Annotated in this window: 12 protein-coding genes; 8 read left to right on the top strand and 4 right to left on the bottom strand. The window is 67.6% G+C overall.

The features are described from left to right. The first annotated feature begins 17 nt into the window (after positions 1 to 17). The 5 genes from AB0I34_RS38990 (at position 18) to AB0I34_RS38970 (ending at position 8,948) form a co-directional block, all read left to right on the top strand. The gene (locus tag AB0I34_RS38990) at positions 18 to 2,816 is read left to right on the top strand and encodes a cation-transporting P-type ATPase (RefSeq protein ID WP_360455884.1); all 2,799 of its coding nucleotides are present in this window, start codon (positions 18 to 20) and stop codon (positions 2,814 to 2,816) included. Then, entirely contained in the window at positions 2,813 to 3,742 is a 930-nt protein-coding gene (locus tag AB0I34_RS38985; RefSeq protein WP_360455881.1) for a polyphosphate kinase 2 family protein, read from the top strand. Before AB0I34_RS38990 ends, AB0I34_RS38985 begins: the two co-directional genes overlap by 4 nt. Before the next feature lie 18 nt (positions 3,743 to 3,760). Then, complete coding sequence (gene sulP, locus AB0I34_RS38980; protein ID WP_360455878.1) at positions 3,761 to 5,533, top strand: sulfate permease; 1,773 nt, start codon at positions 3,761 to 3,763, stop codon at positions 5,531 to 5,533. A 103-nt stretch (positions 5,534 to 5,636) separates the two neighbouring features. Continuing rightward, positions 5,637 to 7,991 (top strand): arylsulfatase, encoded by a 2,355-nt coding sequence (locus AB0I34_RS38975; RefSeq protein ID WP_360455876.1) that lies wholly within the window; start codon positions 5,637 to 5,639, stop codon positions 7,989 to 7,991. A gap of 12 nt (positions 7,992 to 8,003) precedes the next feature. Continuing rightward, positions 8,004 to 8,948 (top strand): HAD family hydrolase, encoded by a 945-nt coding sequence (locus tag AB0I34_RS38970; protein WP_360455873.1) that lies wholly within the window; start codon positions 8,004 to 8,006, stop codon positions 8,946 to 8,948. Between the two features lie 4 nt (positions 8,949 to 8,952). Here AB0I34_RS38970 and AB0I34_RS38965 read toward each other — a convergent pair whose 3' ends face one another. From AB0I34_RS38965 to AB0I34_RS38950, 4 genes are read right to left on the bottom strand one after another with little or no spacing between them, the layout of a single operon-like run. Next, positions 8,953 to 9,615 (bottom strand): GAP family protein, encoded by a 663-nt coding sequence (locus tag AB0I34_RS38965; RefSeq protein ID WP_360455870.1) that lies wholly within the window; start codon positions 9,613 to 9,615, stop codon positions 8,953 to 8,955. A gap of 22 nt (positions 9,616 to 9,637) precedes the next feature. Beyond that, positions 9,638 to 11,485: a glycoside hydrolase family 15 protein gene (locus AB0I34_RS38960; protein WP_360455867.1), complete on the bottom strand. Its 1,848-nt coding sequence runs from the start codon at positions 11,483 to 11,485 to the stop codon at positions 9,638 to 9,640. 26 nt (positions 11,486 to 11,511) lie between these two features. Further along, a complete protein-coding gene (locus tag AB0I34_RS38955) occupies positions 11,512 to 11,991 on the bottom strand; it encodes a hypothetical protein (protein WP_360455865.1) in 480 nt (159 codons plus the stop codon). 15 nt (positions 11,992 to 12,006) lie between these two features. Then, a complete protein-coding gene (locus tag AB0I34_RS38950; RefSeq protein ID WP_360455862.1) occupies positions 12,007 to 12,507 on the bottom strand; it encodes a DUF1269 domain-containing protein in 501 nt (166 codons plus the stop codon). Positions 12,508 to 12,752: 245 nt separating this feature from the next. Between AB0I34_RS38950 and AB0I34_RS38945 the strand changes: the two genes are divergently transcribed. The 3 genes from AB0I34_RS38945 to AB0I34_RS38935 are packed head-to-tail and all read left to right on the top strand — an operon-like array spanning position 12,753 to position 15,516. Continuing rightward, positions 12,753 to 14,051 carry a hypothetical protein gene (locus tag AB0I34_RS38945; RefSeq protein WP_360455859.1) on the top strand — a complete coding sequence of 433 codons (1,299 nt, stop codon included), beginning with the start codon at positions 12,753 to 12,755 and terminating at the stop codon, positions 14,049 to 14,051. Positions 14,052 to 14,057: 6 nt separating this feature from the next. After that, complete coding sequence (locus AB0I34_RS38940) at positions 14,058 to 14,882, top strand: hypothetical protein (RefSeq protein WP_360455856.1); 825 nt, start codon at positions 14,058 to 14,060, stop codon at positions 14,880 to 14,882. After that, the gene (locus tag AB0I34_RS38935; RefSeq protein WP_360455853.1) at positions 14,866 to 15,516 is read left to right on the top strand and encodes a hypothetical protein; all 651 of its coding nucleotides are present in this window, start codon (positions 14,866 to 14,868) and stop codon (positions 15,514 to 15,516) included. Before AB0I34_RS38940 ends, AB0I34_RS38935 begins: the two co-directional genes overlap by 17 nt. Positions 15,517 to 15,632: the final 116 nt, after the last annotated feature.

Raw genomic sequence — 15,632 nt, 5'->3', positions numbered from 1 at the left:
ACATGGAAGAGGCACAGGTGAGCGAGATCGGCACCACAGCGTCTTCGGCGACCGGCGCCGAGCGTCCGCCCTACGCCCTTGCGGCGCATGAGGTCGTCGCCGCGGCCGGCTCCGATGTCGTGACGGGGCTTGCCGGGAGCGAGGCGACGAGCCGGCTCTCGTCGTACGGCGCGAACCAGATCGCTGCCGAGAAGCCGCCCTCGATCTGGGCCATCGCGGGCCAGCAACTGCGCGACCCGATGAACCTCATGCTGATCGCCGTCGTGGTCGTCAGCCTGCTGATCGGGGAGCTCTCGACCGGAGTCATCGTCGCCCTGCTCATCCTGCTGAACGTCGGACTGGGTACCCGCCAGGAGCTGACGGCACGGGCGAGTGTCGATGCCCTCGCCGATCTGCAGGTGCCGCAGGCCCGGGTGATCCGCGACGGCGACGTGACGATGGTCGCGGCCACGCAGGTGGTTCCAGGCGACATCGTCGAGGTCGAGGCCGGCGACATCGTGCCCGCGGACGGCCGGATCGTCCGGTCCGCGACGCTGGAGGCGCAGGAGGCTGCGCTCACCGGAGAGAGTGCGCCGATCGCCAAGGGCACCGCCGTACTGACCGCCCCCGACGTCGGTCTCGGCGACCAGACCAACATGCTGTTCCAGAACACCTCGGTGACGCGGGGCACGGGCACGATCGTGGTCACCGCGACCGGGATGCAGACGCAGATGGGCCGGATCGCGACAATGCTCACCTCGGTGAAGCGCACCCGGTCGCCGCTCCAGCGCGAGCTGGACTCGCTGACGAAGGTTCTGGGGATCATCGCCTGGGGTGCTGTCGCGGTCATCGTGGTGGTCGGCCTGATCCGCGGGACTCCCGGCAAGGACCTGCTGCTGCTCGGCACCGCGATGGCCATCTCGGCGCTCCCGACCGGTATGCCGGCGTTCGTCTCGGGCCTGCTCTCGCTCGGCGCGAAGCAACTGGCCGCGGCCAAGGCCGTGGTGAAGAACCTCACCGATGTCGAGACCCTCGGTGCGACCAGCGTCATCAACACCGACAAGACTGGGACGCTCACGCTGAACCAGATGATGGTCTCGACGTTGTACGCGAGCGGGTTGTGGTTCACCGTCGACGGCGAGGGCTACCGAAAGAGCGGCGCGATCCATTCGGTGGCCGGCGCCCCCGTGCCGGACTTCACCCGCCTCGGTCTCGGGCTCGCCCTCGACAGCGACGCAGTGGTCGGCGACGACGGATCGGTGATCGGCGATCCGACCGAGGCCGCGCTCGTCGTACTGGCCGCGAAACTCGGTGTCGACGCTGAGGAGACGCGGCGTACCTACCCCCGGCTGGCAGAGGTTCCGTTCGATTCCGAGTACAAGTTCATGGCGACGTTCCACCGGGTGAACGTCGACGGCGTCGAGCATCTCATCGAGCTGGTCAAGGGCGCGCCCGACGTCGTCGTGGCGCGCTGCAGCGAGGCGGGCGGACCGCTCAGCGGCTCGCAGGTCCCGATCACGCAGTCGCGGGAGGGCATCGACGAGGCCAACCTGCGGATGGGGCAGAAAGGTCTGCGCGTGCTCGCGTTCGCTGCCCGCCTGGTTGCCGACCACGAGCTGACCGCGATGACCGACGATCCGATGTCCTTGACCAAGGGGCTGTCGTTCGTCGGGATGGCCGGCATCATCGACCCGCTGCGCGCGGAGGCGAAGAGTGCGGTCGGTACGGCGCTCACAGCCGGCATCGACGTCCGCATGATCACCGGTGATCACGCGATCACCGCTCAGGCGATCGGTGAGGAGCTGGGCCTCGGTCCCGGGGCGATCAGCGGCGCGGAACTGCGGGCACTCACCGACGAGCAGCTCAAGCAGCAGTTGCCCGAGTTGCACGTGTTCGGGCGGGTCACTCCCGAGGACAAGCTGCGACTCGCCCGGGCCATGCAGGAGCAGGGCCTGATCGTCGCGATGACGGGCGACGCCGTCAACGATGCCGCCGCCCTCAAACAGGCCGACATCGGGGTGGCGATGGGAAGCGGCAGCGAGGTGACCAAGCAGGCCGCACGAATGGTGCTCACCGACGACAACTTCGGCACCCTCGTGCACGCCGTCGAGATCGGGCGGCGCGTCTACGACAAGGTCGTCTCATACGTGCGGTACCAGATGACGCAGCTGCTGGCGCTGGTCCTCCTCTTCCTCGCCGCCACCGTGTTCGACATCAACGACGGCGTGGCGATGACTCCGTCGATGGTCCTTTTCCTGCTGTTCTTCGCCACGGCGGTGGGTGTGGTGATCATCGCTGTCGACCCCGGTGATCCCGACGTGATGCACCGTCCGCCGCGCGATCCCGCCGTACCGATCACGAACCGGACCGCGGTGATCCGGTGGATCGTCTACGCGGCCGTGCTCTTCCTGGCGGCTTTCGTACCGCTGGTGGCGGGGCCGGACGACCCGAGTACGACGCAGGGCACCGTCTCGCTGACGATGACGTTCGTCGTGATGGGTCTGGGGACCGTGTTCAACGCGATCGTCAACCGGCGCGCGCCGACCAGCGGATTGACACCACCGATCATGAAGGCCCTGGCGATCGGCCTGATCCCTGTCGTTCTGGTGTCCTTGGCGACGCAGCTCCCGACGCTTCAGGAGGGGATGCTCACCGTCCCACTCAGCCCGCGCCAGTGGCTCGTCTGCTTCGGCCTGGCCGCGCTCCTCCCGATCGTCGTCGAGGTGGACAAGATGGTCCGGAGGCGGCGGCTGCGGTCGCGGCCGACACTCAGTCCGGAGCACGCCGTCGCGCCGGCCCGTGCCAGGCGCACCGAAAAGGTAGGGGCCAGCGAATGACATCTCGCGAGCAGCGGATCGCCGACTTCATCGAGCCGTTCCGCGTCGAACCGGGCTCGAACGTCAAGCTGGCCAGGGACTTCGAGCCGGACTTCAGGGGCACGATCCGCTCCAAGAAGCGCGGCCGCAAACTGCTGGCGCAGGGGACCGAACTGTTGTCCGAGTATCAGTCCAGGCTGTACGCACAGCACACCCATGGCGTGCTGGTGGTGCTGCAGGCGCTGGACGCCGGCGGCAAGGACGGCACCATCCGCCATGTCATGACCGGCGTCAATCCCCAGGGTGTGTCGGTGAACAGCTTCAAGGTCCCCTCCAGCGCGGAGCTGGACCACGACTATCTGTGGCGCTACGGGCTGCGCCTACCGGGTCGCGGTGAGATCGGCATCTTCAACCGCTCGCACTACGAGGAGGTGCTCGTCGTCCGTGTGCACCCGGAACTCCTCGACCGCCAGAAGCTTCCGCCGGGCACCCGCCAGGGACTCTGGAAACGGCGCTATCGCGAAATCAACGAGTGGGAGCGAACCCTCAGCGACAACGGCATCAAGATCGTGAAGCTCTTCCTGAACCTCTCCCGGGAGGAGCAGCGGATCCGCTTCCTGCGGCGGATCGACCTGCGCGACCACAACTGGAAGTTCTCCGCGGCCGACATCCGCGAGCGCGAGTACTGGGACGACTACCAGAACGCGTTCTCGCGGATGCTGTCCAAGACCAGCACCGAGTGGGCGCCGTGGTACGTGATTCCCGCCGACCGCAAGTGGTACGCGCGCATCGCCGCCGCCTCGGTGATCGCCAACACGCTGATCGAGATCGATCCCCGGTATCCCGAGGTCGACAAGAAGGCGCGGGAGGCGCTGCAAGAGATCAAGGAGACGCTGGAAGAACAGGCCCCTGAGGGCGCGGCAGCCGATCCGTTCGCGGGAGCATAGGCCGATCGGCTGACCACCATGGCCAGTGTCGAGGAACGCCCCGATGTGAAACCTCCCTGGTGGCAGGAGTACGTGCCCGCGGTCGGAGTGGCCAAGTCGTACGAGCGGGCATGGCTGCCGAAGGACATCGTCGCCGGCCTCGTGCTGTCGGCGCTGCTCGTGCCACAGGGGATGGCGTACGCCGAACTGGCCGGCCTGCCGCCTGTGACCGGGCTGTACACCTCGATTCTCTGCCTGCTCGGCTACGCGATCTTCGGACCGTCCAGGGTGCTGGTGCTCGGTCCTGACTCGTCCCTGGGTCCGATGATCGCGGCAACGATCGCGCCGCTCCTGCTCGCCAACGGTGACCCCGCCCGGGCCGTCGCGCTCGCCTCGATGCTGGCCGTGATGGTCGGTGTGGTGATGGTGGTCGCCGGCGTGGCCCGGTTCGGGTTCGTGGCGGACCTGCTGTCGAAGCCGACCCAGATCGGCTACATGAACGGGCTCGCGCTGACCATCATCGTCGGTCAGTTGGACAAGCTCTTCGGTTTCTCGGTCGAGGCCGACGGGCTGGTGGCCGAGGTGCGCGCCTTCGGGGCGGGGCTCGCGGACGGTGACGCCAACGTGACGGCCGCGATCCTCGGGATAGGTTCGCTGGTCGGCATCCTGTTGCTGAATCGGCTGCTTCCCAAGCTGCCGAGCGTGCTCATCGTCGTGGTGCTGGCCGCCGTACTGGTGAACGCGTTCGACCTGGAGTCGCACGACGTCGACACGGTCGGCGTACTCCCCCAGGGATTCCCGCCCTTCACGGTCCCAGCGGTCAGCTGGGACGATCTGCCGCCGCTGCTCATCGGGGCGTTCGCCATCGCCGTCGTCGCGCTCGCCGACACGATGTCCACGGCATCGGCGTTCGCCGCGCGCAAGGGCGATCGGGTGCGCGGGAACCAGGAGATGGTCGGCATTGGTGCGGCCAACATCGCGGCCGGGTTCTTCCAGGGCTTTCCGGTCAGCACCAGCGGGTCGCGCACCGCCGTCGCCGAGCAGGCCGGATCCCGGTCCCAGGTGACCGGCATCGTCGGCGCCGCGATGATCACCGTGGTCCTGGTCTTCGCCACCTCGCTGATGCAGTACGTGCCTCAGCCGACCTTGGGCGCGATCGTCATCGCCGCCGCGCTGTCGCTGGCCGACATCGCCGGGACCCGCCGGCTGTGGCATCAGCGTCGGACCGAGTTCGGGCTGTCCATCATCGCGCTGCTCGGCGTGGCCTTCCTGGGTGTACTGCCCGGCATTCTCGTCGCCGTCGGCCTGTCCATCCTCAACGTCTTCCGCCGCACCTGGTGGCCGCACCAGGCCGAGCTCGGCCGGGTGGAGGGCATCGCGGGCCTCCACGATACCGAGAGCTACCCCGACGCCGAGCTCCTGCGCGGTCTGGTCGTCTACCGTTTCGACGCTCCCCTGATCTTCGCGAACGCGCGGATGTTCAGTGACAAGGTGCGGGAGATCGCCACGGATGATCCCGACCTCCGTTGGATCATCGTGGCCGCCGAGCCGATCACCGACGTCGACACCACGGCCTCCGACATGCTGCAGGAGTTGGACGCCTGGCTCAACGAACACGGTGTGTCCCTGGTCTTCGCGGAGATGAAGGATCCGGTGCGCGAGAAGATCGAGCGGTACGAACTCACCCGCACGATCGACCCGGCGCACTTCCTCCCGACGCTCGACGAGGCGGTCGCGGAGTACGTACGGCAGACCGGCGCGACTTGGCGCAGTCCGCAGGCGGAGGCTGACGACGGAGGCTCGCGGCGATAGCCCGGTGCTGCGCGACAGTGGCCTCATCCCTCGGGGGTGAAGACCCAGAATCGGGGCTCGGCGAGGCTGGCCTGACTGCTGCCGATCAGCCAGGAGGGGCATCATGCCTGAGCAGTTCCGAGGGACGATCAATGTCGACATCCGCGACTCCGAGCCGGATTGGACGCCGTTCGAACCGCCCAGGGCTCCCGACGGTGCACCGAACGTCGTCTACATCGTGCTCGACGACGTCGGTTTCTCGGCGTTGAGTTGCTACGGCGGCCCGATCGAGACCCCTCACATCGACGCGATCGCCTCGCGCGGGGTGCGCTTCACCCAGTGGCACACCACCGCTCTGTGCTCGCCCACCCGGTCGTGCCTGCTCACCGGCCGCAACCACACCCGCAACAGCATGGCGTGCATCACGGAGGCGGCGATCGGATTCCCGAACGCGAGCGGCACGATCCCACCCGAGAACGGGATGGTGTCGGAGATCCTCGGCGAGCGCGGCTGGAACACCTACATGGTCGGCAAGTGGCACCTGTGCCCCACCGACGAGATGAACCTCGCCTCGACTCGGCGCAACTGGCCGACCGGCAGGGGCTTCGAGCGGTGGTACGGGTTCCTCGGAGCCGAGACGAACCAGTGGTATCCCGACCTCGTCTACGACAACCACCCGGTCGATCAGCCGCGCTCGCCCGAGGAGGGGTACCACCTCACCGATGACATCACCGACAAGGCGGTGGAGTTCATCAAGGACGCCAAGGCGATCGCTCCGGAGAAGCCGTTCTTCCTCTACTACGCACCCGGCGCCTGCCACGCGCCCCACCAGGCGCCGAAGGAATGGATCGAGAAGTTCGCGGGCCGCTTCGACCAGGGCTACGAGGTGATGCGGGAAGAGACGCTGGCGCGGCAGAAGAAGCTCGGGCTGGTGCCGGCCGACACCGAACTGCCGCCGGTGAATCCGATCGGCACCCCAGAGTCGCGCAGCGGCCCGGACCACAAGCCGTTCCCGGCGCTGGACTTCACCCGTCCGTGGGACACGCTCAACGCCGACGAGCGGCGCCTGTTCGCCCGGATGGCGGAGGTGTACGCCGGATTCCTCGCGCACGCCGACCACCACATCGGCCGGTTGCTCGAGTACCTGGAGCAGACCGACCAGCTGGACAACACCCTCGTCGTGGTCGTGTCCGACAACGGTGCGAGCGGCGAAGGTGGCCCGAACGGCTCGGTCAACGAGATGAAGTTCGCCAACGGGATCGACGACGACCTGGCGGAGAACCTCGCCAAGCTCGACGACCTGGGTGGGACGAAGACCTACAACCACTACGCGAACGGCTGGGCGATGGCCTTCAACACGCCGTTCAAGATGTGGAAGCGCTACGAGTTCAGTGGCGGTACCTCGGATCCCTGCATCATCTCCTGGCCGAAGGGCTCGCAGGCGCGCGGCGAACTCCGCCACCAGTACCACCACGCGATCGACATCGTCCCGACGATTCTCGACATCCTCGGCGTCGACGCCCCGGAGACGATCAAGGGACACACCCAGACCAACTTCGACGGGATGAGCATGCGCGCCAGCGTCGACGACGCGTCGGCCGAGTCCGGCCGGCGGACCCAGTTCTACTCGATGCTGGGATCCCGGGCGATCTACCACGAGGGCTGGAAGGCGGTCACCACCCACCCGACCATCGCCGGCTGGGGCAACTTCAACGCCGACGAATGGGAGCTCTACCACGTCGAGGTCGACCGGTCCGAGACCAGGAACCTCGCGGCGGAGCAGCCGGACAAACTGCGCGAGCTCGTCAACATCTGGTTCTCCGAGGCCGGCGCGAACAACGCGTTCCCGCTCGACGACCGCTCCGCGGTCGAGATCCTCACCACCGCCCGGCCCCAGCTGACCGCGGCCAAAGACCGCTACGTGTACTACCCGGACACTGCTCCGGTCTCGGAATGGCAGGCGGTCAACACCCGCAACCGTTCCTTCTCGATCGGCGCGCTGGTCGACATCCCGGCGCCGGGCGCTGAAGGCGTGCTGTTCGCGATGGGCGCGAGATTCGGTGGCCACGCCCTGTACGTCAAGAACAACCGGCTGCATTACGTGAACAGCTTCGTTGGTGCGATCGAGCAGCAGATCGTCGGGACCAAGGACATCCCGACGGGCGAGAACCTGATCCTGTCGGCCTCGTTCGAGAAGCAGGGCATGGATCCCGACGGCGCGACCGGAACACTGTCGCTGTACCACGGCGACGAGAAGGTCGGCGAGGGACAGATCAAGACCCAGCTCGGGGCGTTCGCCATCGCCGGCGCGGGTCTGTACGTCGGCAGGCACGCCGGAGAGCCGATCACCGACGACTACCCGGGCAAGCCACCACACGCCTTCACCGGCGGCACGATCAACCGGGTCGCGGTCGACGTCAGCGGTGATCCGTACCTCGACCTCGAACGCGAGGCCGCCCTGATGCTGATGCGCGAGTAGGCGGCCGGGCTCGTGACCGACCCCGTGGAAATGCTGCCGTCCTGGAGGGACACTCCGGCACGACAGGCGATCGTGGACTACGTCGGCCGGGCCGTGCAGGAGGGTGGGGCGCAGTACGTCCCGCCCTCCGAGCGGATCGCGGTGTTCGACAACGACGGCACGCTGTGGTGCGAGAAGCCGATGCCGGTCGAAGTCGGCTTCGTCCTGCAGCGGCTGGCCGAGATGGCCGAACAGGACCCGAACCTTCGCTCGCGCCAGCCGTGGCAGGCCGCCCGGGACAAGGACTACGCATGGCTCGGTGGCGCGATCACCAAGCACTACCACGGCGACGACAGCGGCGTGAAGGTGCTCCTGGGCGGCATCGTTCAGGCGTTCGCGGGGATGAGTGTCGACAGCTACGCGGAGCTGGCCGGGCGTTTCCTGCAGACGACGCCCCACCCGACGCTCGGCCGGCTGCTTCGGGAATGCACCTACCTCCCGATGGTCGAACTGCTGCGCTACCTGGAGGCCCACGGGTTCACGTCGTTCATCGCGTCCGGAGGCGACCGCGACTTCATGCGACCGGTGACCGAGGAGATCTACGGCATTCCGGCCGAGCGCATCATCGGCAGCTCGACCGGCCTGCGGTACCAGGACGACGACGCCGGCGGATCGGTCGTCTACCAGGCGGAGATGGACGTCTTCGACGACGGTCCCCTGAAGCCGGTACGCATCTGGAGTCGGATCGGCCGGCGGCCCGTCGTTGCCGGCGGCAACTCCAACGGCGACATCCCGATGCTCCGGTACGCCGGGCATCCGACGCGGCCCGGACTACGGCTGCTGGTCCTGCACGACGACGAGGATCGTGAGTTCAGCTACACCGCCGGCGCCGAGACGTCGCTCGAGCAGGCCCGTGCCCAGGACTGGACGGTGGTCAGCATCAAGAACGACTGGGCAACTGTCTTCGCCGAGCCCTGAGCGGCTAGAAACTCCCGATGCCCTTGCCGATCATGACGACGCCGATGACGAGGAGGAGGATCGCCATGACGACGGTGTTCTCCCGGACCAGCCATTCGCGCAGAGCCTCGAGCGGTTCGGCCAACCGGTCGGCGGCCAAGAGGTAGCCGATCACGGGCACCGCGACGGTACTCGCGGCGATCGCGGTATAGACGAGGATGACGACGACGGTGTTACCGGTGCCGAGGTTGCCACCACCGATCGCGACGCCGGCTCCGGCGGCCATGATGAGGTTCTTCGGGTTGAGCGCTGCCAGCAGGAAACCGAGGCCGAGCCCTTTGACCGTGGTGAGGGTGTCGATGGCCGACATCCACTTCGGAAGTTCGGGCTCCTCCTGACCGCGCGGACGGGCCCTCCACTCCTTCGCGGCCAGGAGGATCAGCAGCACGCCGAGGGCCAGTTGGATCGTGCCCTTGACCGGACTCGAGGCGTCAGAGTCGTTCTCGGACAGGAGCGACGAGAGCAGAGTGAAGGCGACGACAGCAACGACGATCCCGGCGATCCAGCCGATGAGGAACCCGATGCTGGTCGTCTTCGCGTTCGGCGACAGCAGCATGAGGATCGCTGCGATGATGGGGACCGGGCTGATCGCGACGCCCAGCGCGAGGGGAAGGAGCTCGCCGATCACGCCACCCACTTCTGCCTCACTCTCAGCGCTCTGATGGCGATGTGCGGTCGAGCTGGGCGTCCAGCGTCATGGCTGCGTCGATCAGGGCGAGGTGAGTGAACGCCTGGGGGAAGTTGCCGATCTGCTCGCCGGTGAGGGCGATCTCCTCGGAGTACAGGCCGAGGTGGTTGGCGTAGGTGAGCATCTTCTCGAAGGTGAGCCGCGCCTCGTCGATCCGGCCGGCCTTGCCGAGCGCGTCGACGTACATGAAAGTGCACAGCGAGAACGTGCCCTCCGAGCCGCGGAGGCCGTCGGGCGACGCCTCGGGGTTGTAACGGTAGACGAGGCTGTCGGTGACCAGTTCGGAATCCATCGCCCGCAACGTCGACAGCCACCGCGGATCCTGTGGCGCGATGAACCCCACCGTGGGCATGCGCAGCAGGGACGAGTCGAGCACCTTGCTGCCGTACTGCTGGACGAAGGCCCGGCGTTCCGGGTCCCAACCGCGTGTCATGACCTGCTCGTAGATGGCGTCCCGGGCCCGGACCCACCGATCCAGCGGGGCCGGCCGCGACCGGCCGGTGGCGAGCCGGATCGCCCGGTCGAGCGCGGTCCAGCTCATGACGCGGCCATAGGTGAAGTCCTTGCGCCCACCCCGGGTCTCCCAGATGCCCTCCTCGGTCTGGTCCCAGTTGTCGGTGAGCCAGTCGATCAGATCCCGGACCGCGAGCCAGCCGTCGTGGCCCATTTCGAGCCCGCGCTGGTCGGCGAAGTAGAGGCTGTCCAGCGCCTCGCCGTAGATGTCCAACTGCAACTGGTCGGCGGCACCGTTGCCGATGCGCACCGGGCGGGAGCCGCGATACCCCTCCCAGTGATCCAGGGTCTCCTCGGTGAGGTCGGAGGAGCCGTCGACGCGGTACATGATGTTCAGCGGCCCGCTGGCCCCTCCTGCCTTCTCCTGCACGCGGTCCCGCATCCAGCCGCTGAAGGCGGTGGCCTCCTCGGTGAACCCCATCCGCAGGAGGGCGTGGATGGAGAAGGACGCGTCGCGGATCCAGGTGTAGCGGTAGTCCCAGTTCCGCTCGCCGCCGATCTGCTCGGGCAGCGCAGCCGTGGGCGCGGCCACCAGGCCCCCGGACGGCGCGTAGGTCATGAGCTTCAGCGTGATCGCCGACCGCTGCAGCATCTCGCGCCAGCGACCCTTGTAGGTGGATTGCGCCAGCCAGGTCCGCCAGAACCGGGCCGTCTCGTCCAACAGCCGCTGTGCCTCGGCGGCCCGGATCTCCCGCGGCGGGCCGTCAGCCGCGGTCTCGAGCATCACGCCGCGGACTTGGCCGGCTTCCAGGGAGACCGAGAACTGTACGTCGCCGGTGTCGCCGATCCGCGGCCGGGCGAGACGCTCGTCGCCGGGCTCCCGCACGATGTGGAAGGTCAACGCCGAGCCATCGCTGGTGCAGACTCCGCCGTGTTCGGTCGCATGCCACTGATGGGACTTGCGTCCGTAGTCGAACCGCGGCGCGATGTCCACGTCGAACGTCATCCGGCCGCGGACGCAGCGGACCAGCCGTACGATCCGGTGGTTCAGGGTCGCCTGCGTACTGCTCGTCACCGGCATGAAGTCGATCACCTCACCGACGCCGGCCTCGGTCAGGAACCTGGTGATGAGGATCGCCGTGTCGGGGAAGTACAGCTGCTTGGTGTCGAAGGTGCCCTGCGCCGGGCGGACCCGGAAGTGGCCGCCGTTCTCGTGGTCCAGCAGCGCCCCGCACACACTCGGCGAGTCGAAGCGGGGTGAGCAGAACCAGTCGATCGAGCCGTCCGTGCTGACGAGGGCTGCGGTCTGCAGGTCCCCGATCAAGCCGTGATCCGCGATCGAAGGGTAGTCCTTCATGGCGGCGCTCCTGAAGATGGCGACGGTCAGCCGGCTGGACAGGTCTGTGTCAACGTCGTGGCCAATGACGAGGCCGCGGTTCCGACTTGTCGGAGTGCCGAGTTGATCGCCGGCGCCTGCTGTCTGAGGGTGTCCGCGCTCAGGCCACTCGCCGCGGTCTCCAACTCCGAGAAGGCCGTCTTGACACCTTCCACGGCCGGCTGCAGAACGGCCGACGCGGAGGCAACCGCAGCGCCCAGGCTCGTCTTGACGTCGGCCATCGCGGTGTTGAGCGCCGTCAGGCCATCCTGCAACGGCTGCACGTTCTTCAGGGTGTCCAGGGAGGACTTCAGGTCCGACACCGCAGCGCAGTCCGCCGTCGGCTCCCCCGTTGCCTGCGGCGCCGCAGTCGGTGACGGGGCGGTCGTGCCCTGTGTCGAGCTGTCACTGCAGGCCGTCGGTACGACGAGCAGGGCGACGGTCACCAACGCGGCGACGACCGATCGACGTACGCCGGTTCGCAGCATGGCTTCTGCTCGCGACTACTCGGCGGCCTTCTTGACCTCATCCGCGCTGTCCGCGTCGACCTCGTGCTTGGTCACCTTGTCCGCATGCGACAGCGCCTTGTCGACATCCGCGACCCACGTCTCTTCGAAGAGTGCCACGATGCCCGAACTGTTGAGCGGCAAGGTGTCTTCGAGGTCGGCCTTGATCGCCTTCTTCTCCCGGTGGGACTTGAGTCCACCGATTCCGAGTCCGGCACCTGCGCCGACCGCCGCACTCGCCAGCAGGCTGGGTGGGAAGATCAGGCCGATGATCGCACCGCCGACCGCGCCCCAGGCAGCACCTTTCCGGGCCGTGTGGAAGTCGTCGTCGACGTTGATCTTGCCGTCGGAGCCGCGGCTGACGAGGATGAGCCCGTCGACCTTGATCACATCGTCCGAAGCAGCTTGCTTGATCGCGTCCCAATCACCTTGTGCCGCCTCCGCGCCCGGATATGCAGCGATGTACAGGTCGACTGGAGCCTTGCTGTCAGATCCCACGGGTCTCTCCTCTGGATCGGGCGACCGCGATCGCGCGGTCCGACGTACCTGTCGTGCACACCTTTCCTCCGGCCCCGGCCGGACGCCTCACCCCCGGCGGACTAGGTGCACCGAGCGGCGACCTGTCCCCAGCTCCGTCGGCTGCGTCCAGGCGTGAGCCCGAGGTTCATCCGCGCGGGGTGAGGTTCCGTTCGCCCGCTGCGGAGACGATCGATACCTTGGCCCGACCGGCGAGGAGGCGCAGCATGTCCGTCCCGGACTCCACGCTGTCCAGTGATCCAGAAGGCAGCACGCCCGAGGCGAAGCGGCCATCCAGGGGACGGTCGGCCGCGGTGATCGTCTGCTTGGTGCTGGCGGCGTTGCTGACAACGCCGGCGGCGATCGCGTACTGGGGACAACGCACGCTGAACGACACCACACGCTACGTGAACACTGTCGGCCCGCTGGTGAACTCGCCAGAGGTACAGAACGCCATCGCCACGAAGGTCACCGACACGATCCAGGACCAGGTGGACATCGAGGCGCTCCTCAACGACGTGTTCGCCGGTGTCATCACCGACCGGCCGCGTTTGCAGCGACTGGTCGGGCCTCTGTCCGGCGCGATCAACAGCCTGATCGACCGCCAGGTCCGGGAATTCATCGCCTCGGACGCGTTCGCCGACCTCTGGACGGCCGCCAACACCAGGGCCCAGCAGACCCTCCAGCGCGTGCTGAAGGGTGATCAGACCGGCGCCGTCTCGCTGCAGGGTGAACAGATCGTCCTTGATGTCTCCCAGGTCATCGACCAGGTCAAGCAACGCCTGATCGATCGGGGCCTCACCATCCTGCAGAACGTGCCCATCCCTGACGTCGACAAGCAGATCGTGCTGGTGGAAGCGCCCCAGGTGAAGCAACTCCGGACGATCTATGCGTTCGCGAACCCGGTGGCCCAGTGGCTGATCGTGGTGGTGGCGCTGCTCTATCTGCTCGCTCTGGTGCTCTCGCGGCGGCGTCCACGGACGACGGTGATCATCGGGGCACTGCTGGCGGGGAACGCACTGCTGATCGCGCTGGCGCTGACCATCGGACGGCAGTTGTTCATCGACGCCTTGTCGGGTACGACGTTCGGTCCGGCGAGCGCGGTCTTCTACGACCAACTGCTGTCCTACCTCGAGCGTGGCCGGCAGGTGTTCTTCCGGCTGGGCTTGGTCATCATCGTCATCGGCTGGTTCGCGGGGCCCAACAAGTCCGGTTCTGCCGTCCGCGCTGCCATCCGTGATGGTCTGGAAGGCGTCGGCGGAGCGCTGGCCGACGGCCCGGTCGGCAGCGCGGGCCGCTGGGTCGCGGCCAACGCCGGATGGTTGCGGGTGGCCATCGGCTTCCTGGGCGCCGTCGTACTGCTCTGGGGCAACAACATCTCGACGTCCCGGCTGTTCTGGTCGCTCGCCCTCGTGGCCCTGTTGCTGATTGTCGTGCAGGTCCTGGTCGGCGCCGGCCGCGCGTCGACCGCCTCCCGTCCCGTCCCACCGGCCGAAGCCGAAGCCGTACCCGGAACCGCGAACTAGCGGCGCATGAACATCGTCTGGGCCCTGGTGGTCACGGTTCTCGTGACCGCGGTCACCGTCACGGCGATGCTCCTCGTGCGCAGGCGGGCGCCGGCGGGCAGCTACTTCCGCGACGGTGACCGCGCCTCGGGCGTCTTCGGTGTACTCGCCACCGGATTCTCGGTGCTTCTCGGCTTCATCATTTTCTTGTCGTTCACCTCGTACGACGATTCGCGCGCCGGCGCCGAGACCGAGGCGACGATCGTGGCGCAGCAGGTTCAGACGGCGCAGTACCTGCCTGACAAGACCGCGGCGGCGCTCACCGGCGAACTGATCTGCTACGCACGGTCCGTCGCCGGAACCGAGTGGGTGGCCATGGACAACGGCACGCTCGGGAACTCCGTCAACCCGTGGGGTGTGCAGATGTTCCTGACGATGTCGGCTGTCGACCCGAGTACGCCGACCGAGCAGTCGGCGTACGACCGGTGGATGGATCAGACCGCCCAACGGGAACAGGCGCGCATCGACAGGGTGCACGGAGCGGAGGGGATCATCCCGACGCCCTTGTGGCTGGTCCTGTCGGTGATCTCGGTGGTGATCTTCGTGTACCTGTTGTTCTTCGCCGACCGGGCCGAAGGCGCGGTGACGCAGGGCGTCCTGATGGGCAGTGTGACGGTGGTCATCACACTGCTGCTGTTCCTGCTCGTCTTCTTCGACCATCCACACGGCGAAGGAGTGGGAAGGTTGGAGCCGATCGCGATGACGCGAACCATCAGCCTGATCGATACGCAACTCAAGATCGTCGGGCTCGAAGTGGCCCCTCCGTGTGACGAGCATGGCAACCGCCGCTGAGGAGGAGCCGGATCGTGGCCGCACCTGGCAGGAGGTGCTGGTCACCGTCCTGCTGGTGGTCGCCGCCGTCGGGACCTCGTGGAGCAGTTACCAGGCCACGCGCTGGAACGGCGAGCAGGCCAAGGCGGCCGGCCGCACGAACGCGATTCGGATCGACGCTGCCCGGGCGCAAGGCCAGGCCCAGGCCCAGACCCAGGTGGACGTCGCCACCTTCATCGCGTGGGTGGACGCGGATCGCCGAGGTGACGCCGCCATCGCCGCCTTCTACGCGGAGCGTTTCCGCCCGGAGTTCCGGCCCGCGTTCAACGCCTGGATGGCGACCCGCCCGGCCACGAACCCGGCTGCGCCGCCGACGCCCTTCGCCATGCCGCAGTACCAGCTCGCGTCGCGGCAGGAGGCCGAACGGCTCGACGCGGCCGCCGCGGCCTCCGCGAACGAGGTGCTCCGCGACATACAGATAGCCAGCAACTATGTACTCACAGTCGTCCTGTACGCCGTGGTCCTGTTCTTCGCCGGGATGAGCACCAAGATCGCTCGTCGCCGCCTGCGCTGGATCCTCCTCGGGGTCGGCTGCCTCATCTTCGTCGCCGCCATCGCCTGGATCGCCACCTTCCCGGTCAGCGTCGAGATCTGAGCGGTCGTCGCTCGTCCCCTGGGGATGATGCCGGGCCAGAGGTGGTAGGTCAGCCTGGTGCCATCCTCCGCTGCGGCGGAGCGGTTCAATCACGACGTGGCACAAGGGAGTGAACG

This window comes from Kribbella sp. NPDC050281 (assembly GCF_040655855.1).
GTDB lineage: Bacteria > Actinomycetota > Actinomycetes > Propionibacteriales > Kribbellaceae > Kribbella.
This window is presented reverse-complemented; position numbering and strand designations above follow the sequence as displayed.

Excerpts from the sequence above, each read along its gene's own strand:
- AB0I34_RS38985 (WP_360455881.1), top strand. The coding sequence starts at position 2,813 with ATGACATCTCGCGAGCAGCGGATCGCCGACTTCATCGAGCCGTTCCGC.
- sulP (WP_360455878.1), top strand. The coding sequence starts at position 3,761 with ATGGCCAGTGTCGAGGAACGCCCCGATGTGAAACCTCCCTGGTGGCAG.
- AB0I34_RS38975 (WP_360455876.1), top strand. The coding sequence starts at position 5,637 with ATGCCTGAGCAGTTCCGAGGGACGATCAATGTCGACATCCGCGACTCC.
- AB0I34_RS38960 (WP_360455867.1), bottom strand. The coding sequence starts at position 11,485 with ATGAAGGACTACCCTTCGATCGCGGATCACGGCTTGATCGGGGACCTG.
- AB0I34_RS38955 (WP_360455865.1), bottom strand. The coding sequence starts at position 11,991 with ATGCTGCGAACCGGCGTACGTCGATCGGTCGTCGCCGCGTTGGTGACC.
- AB0I34_RS38945 (WP_360455859.1), top strand. The coding sequence starts at position 12,753 with ATGTCCGTCCCGGACTCCACGCTGTCCAGTGATCCAGAAGGCAGCACG.
- AB0I34_RS38940 (WP_360455856.1), top strand. The coding sequence starts at position 14,058 with ATGAACATCGTCTGGGCCCTGGTGGTCACGGTTCTCGTGACCGCGGTC.
- AB0I34_RS38935 (WP_360455853.1), top strand. The coding sequence starts at position 14,866 with ATGGCAACCGCCGCTGAGGAGGAGCCGGATCGTGGCCGCACCTGGCAG.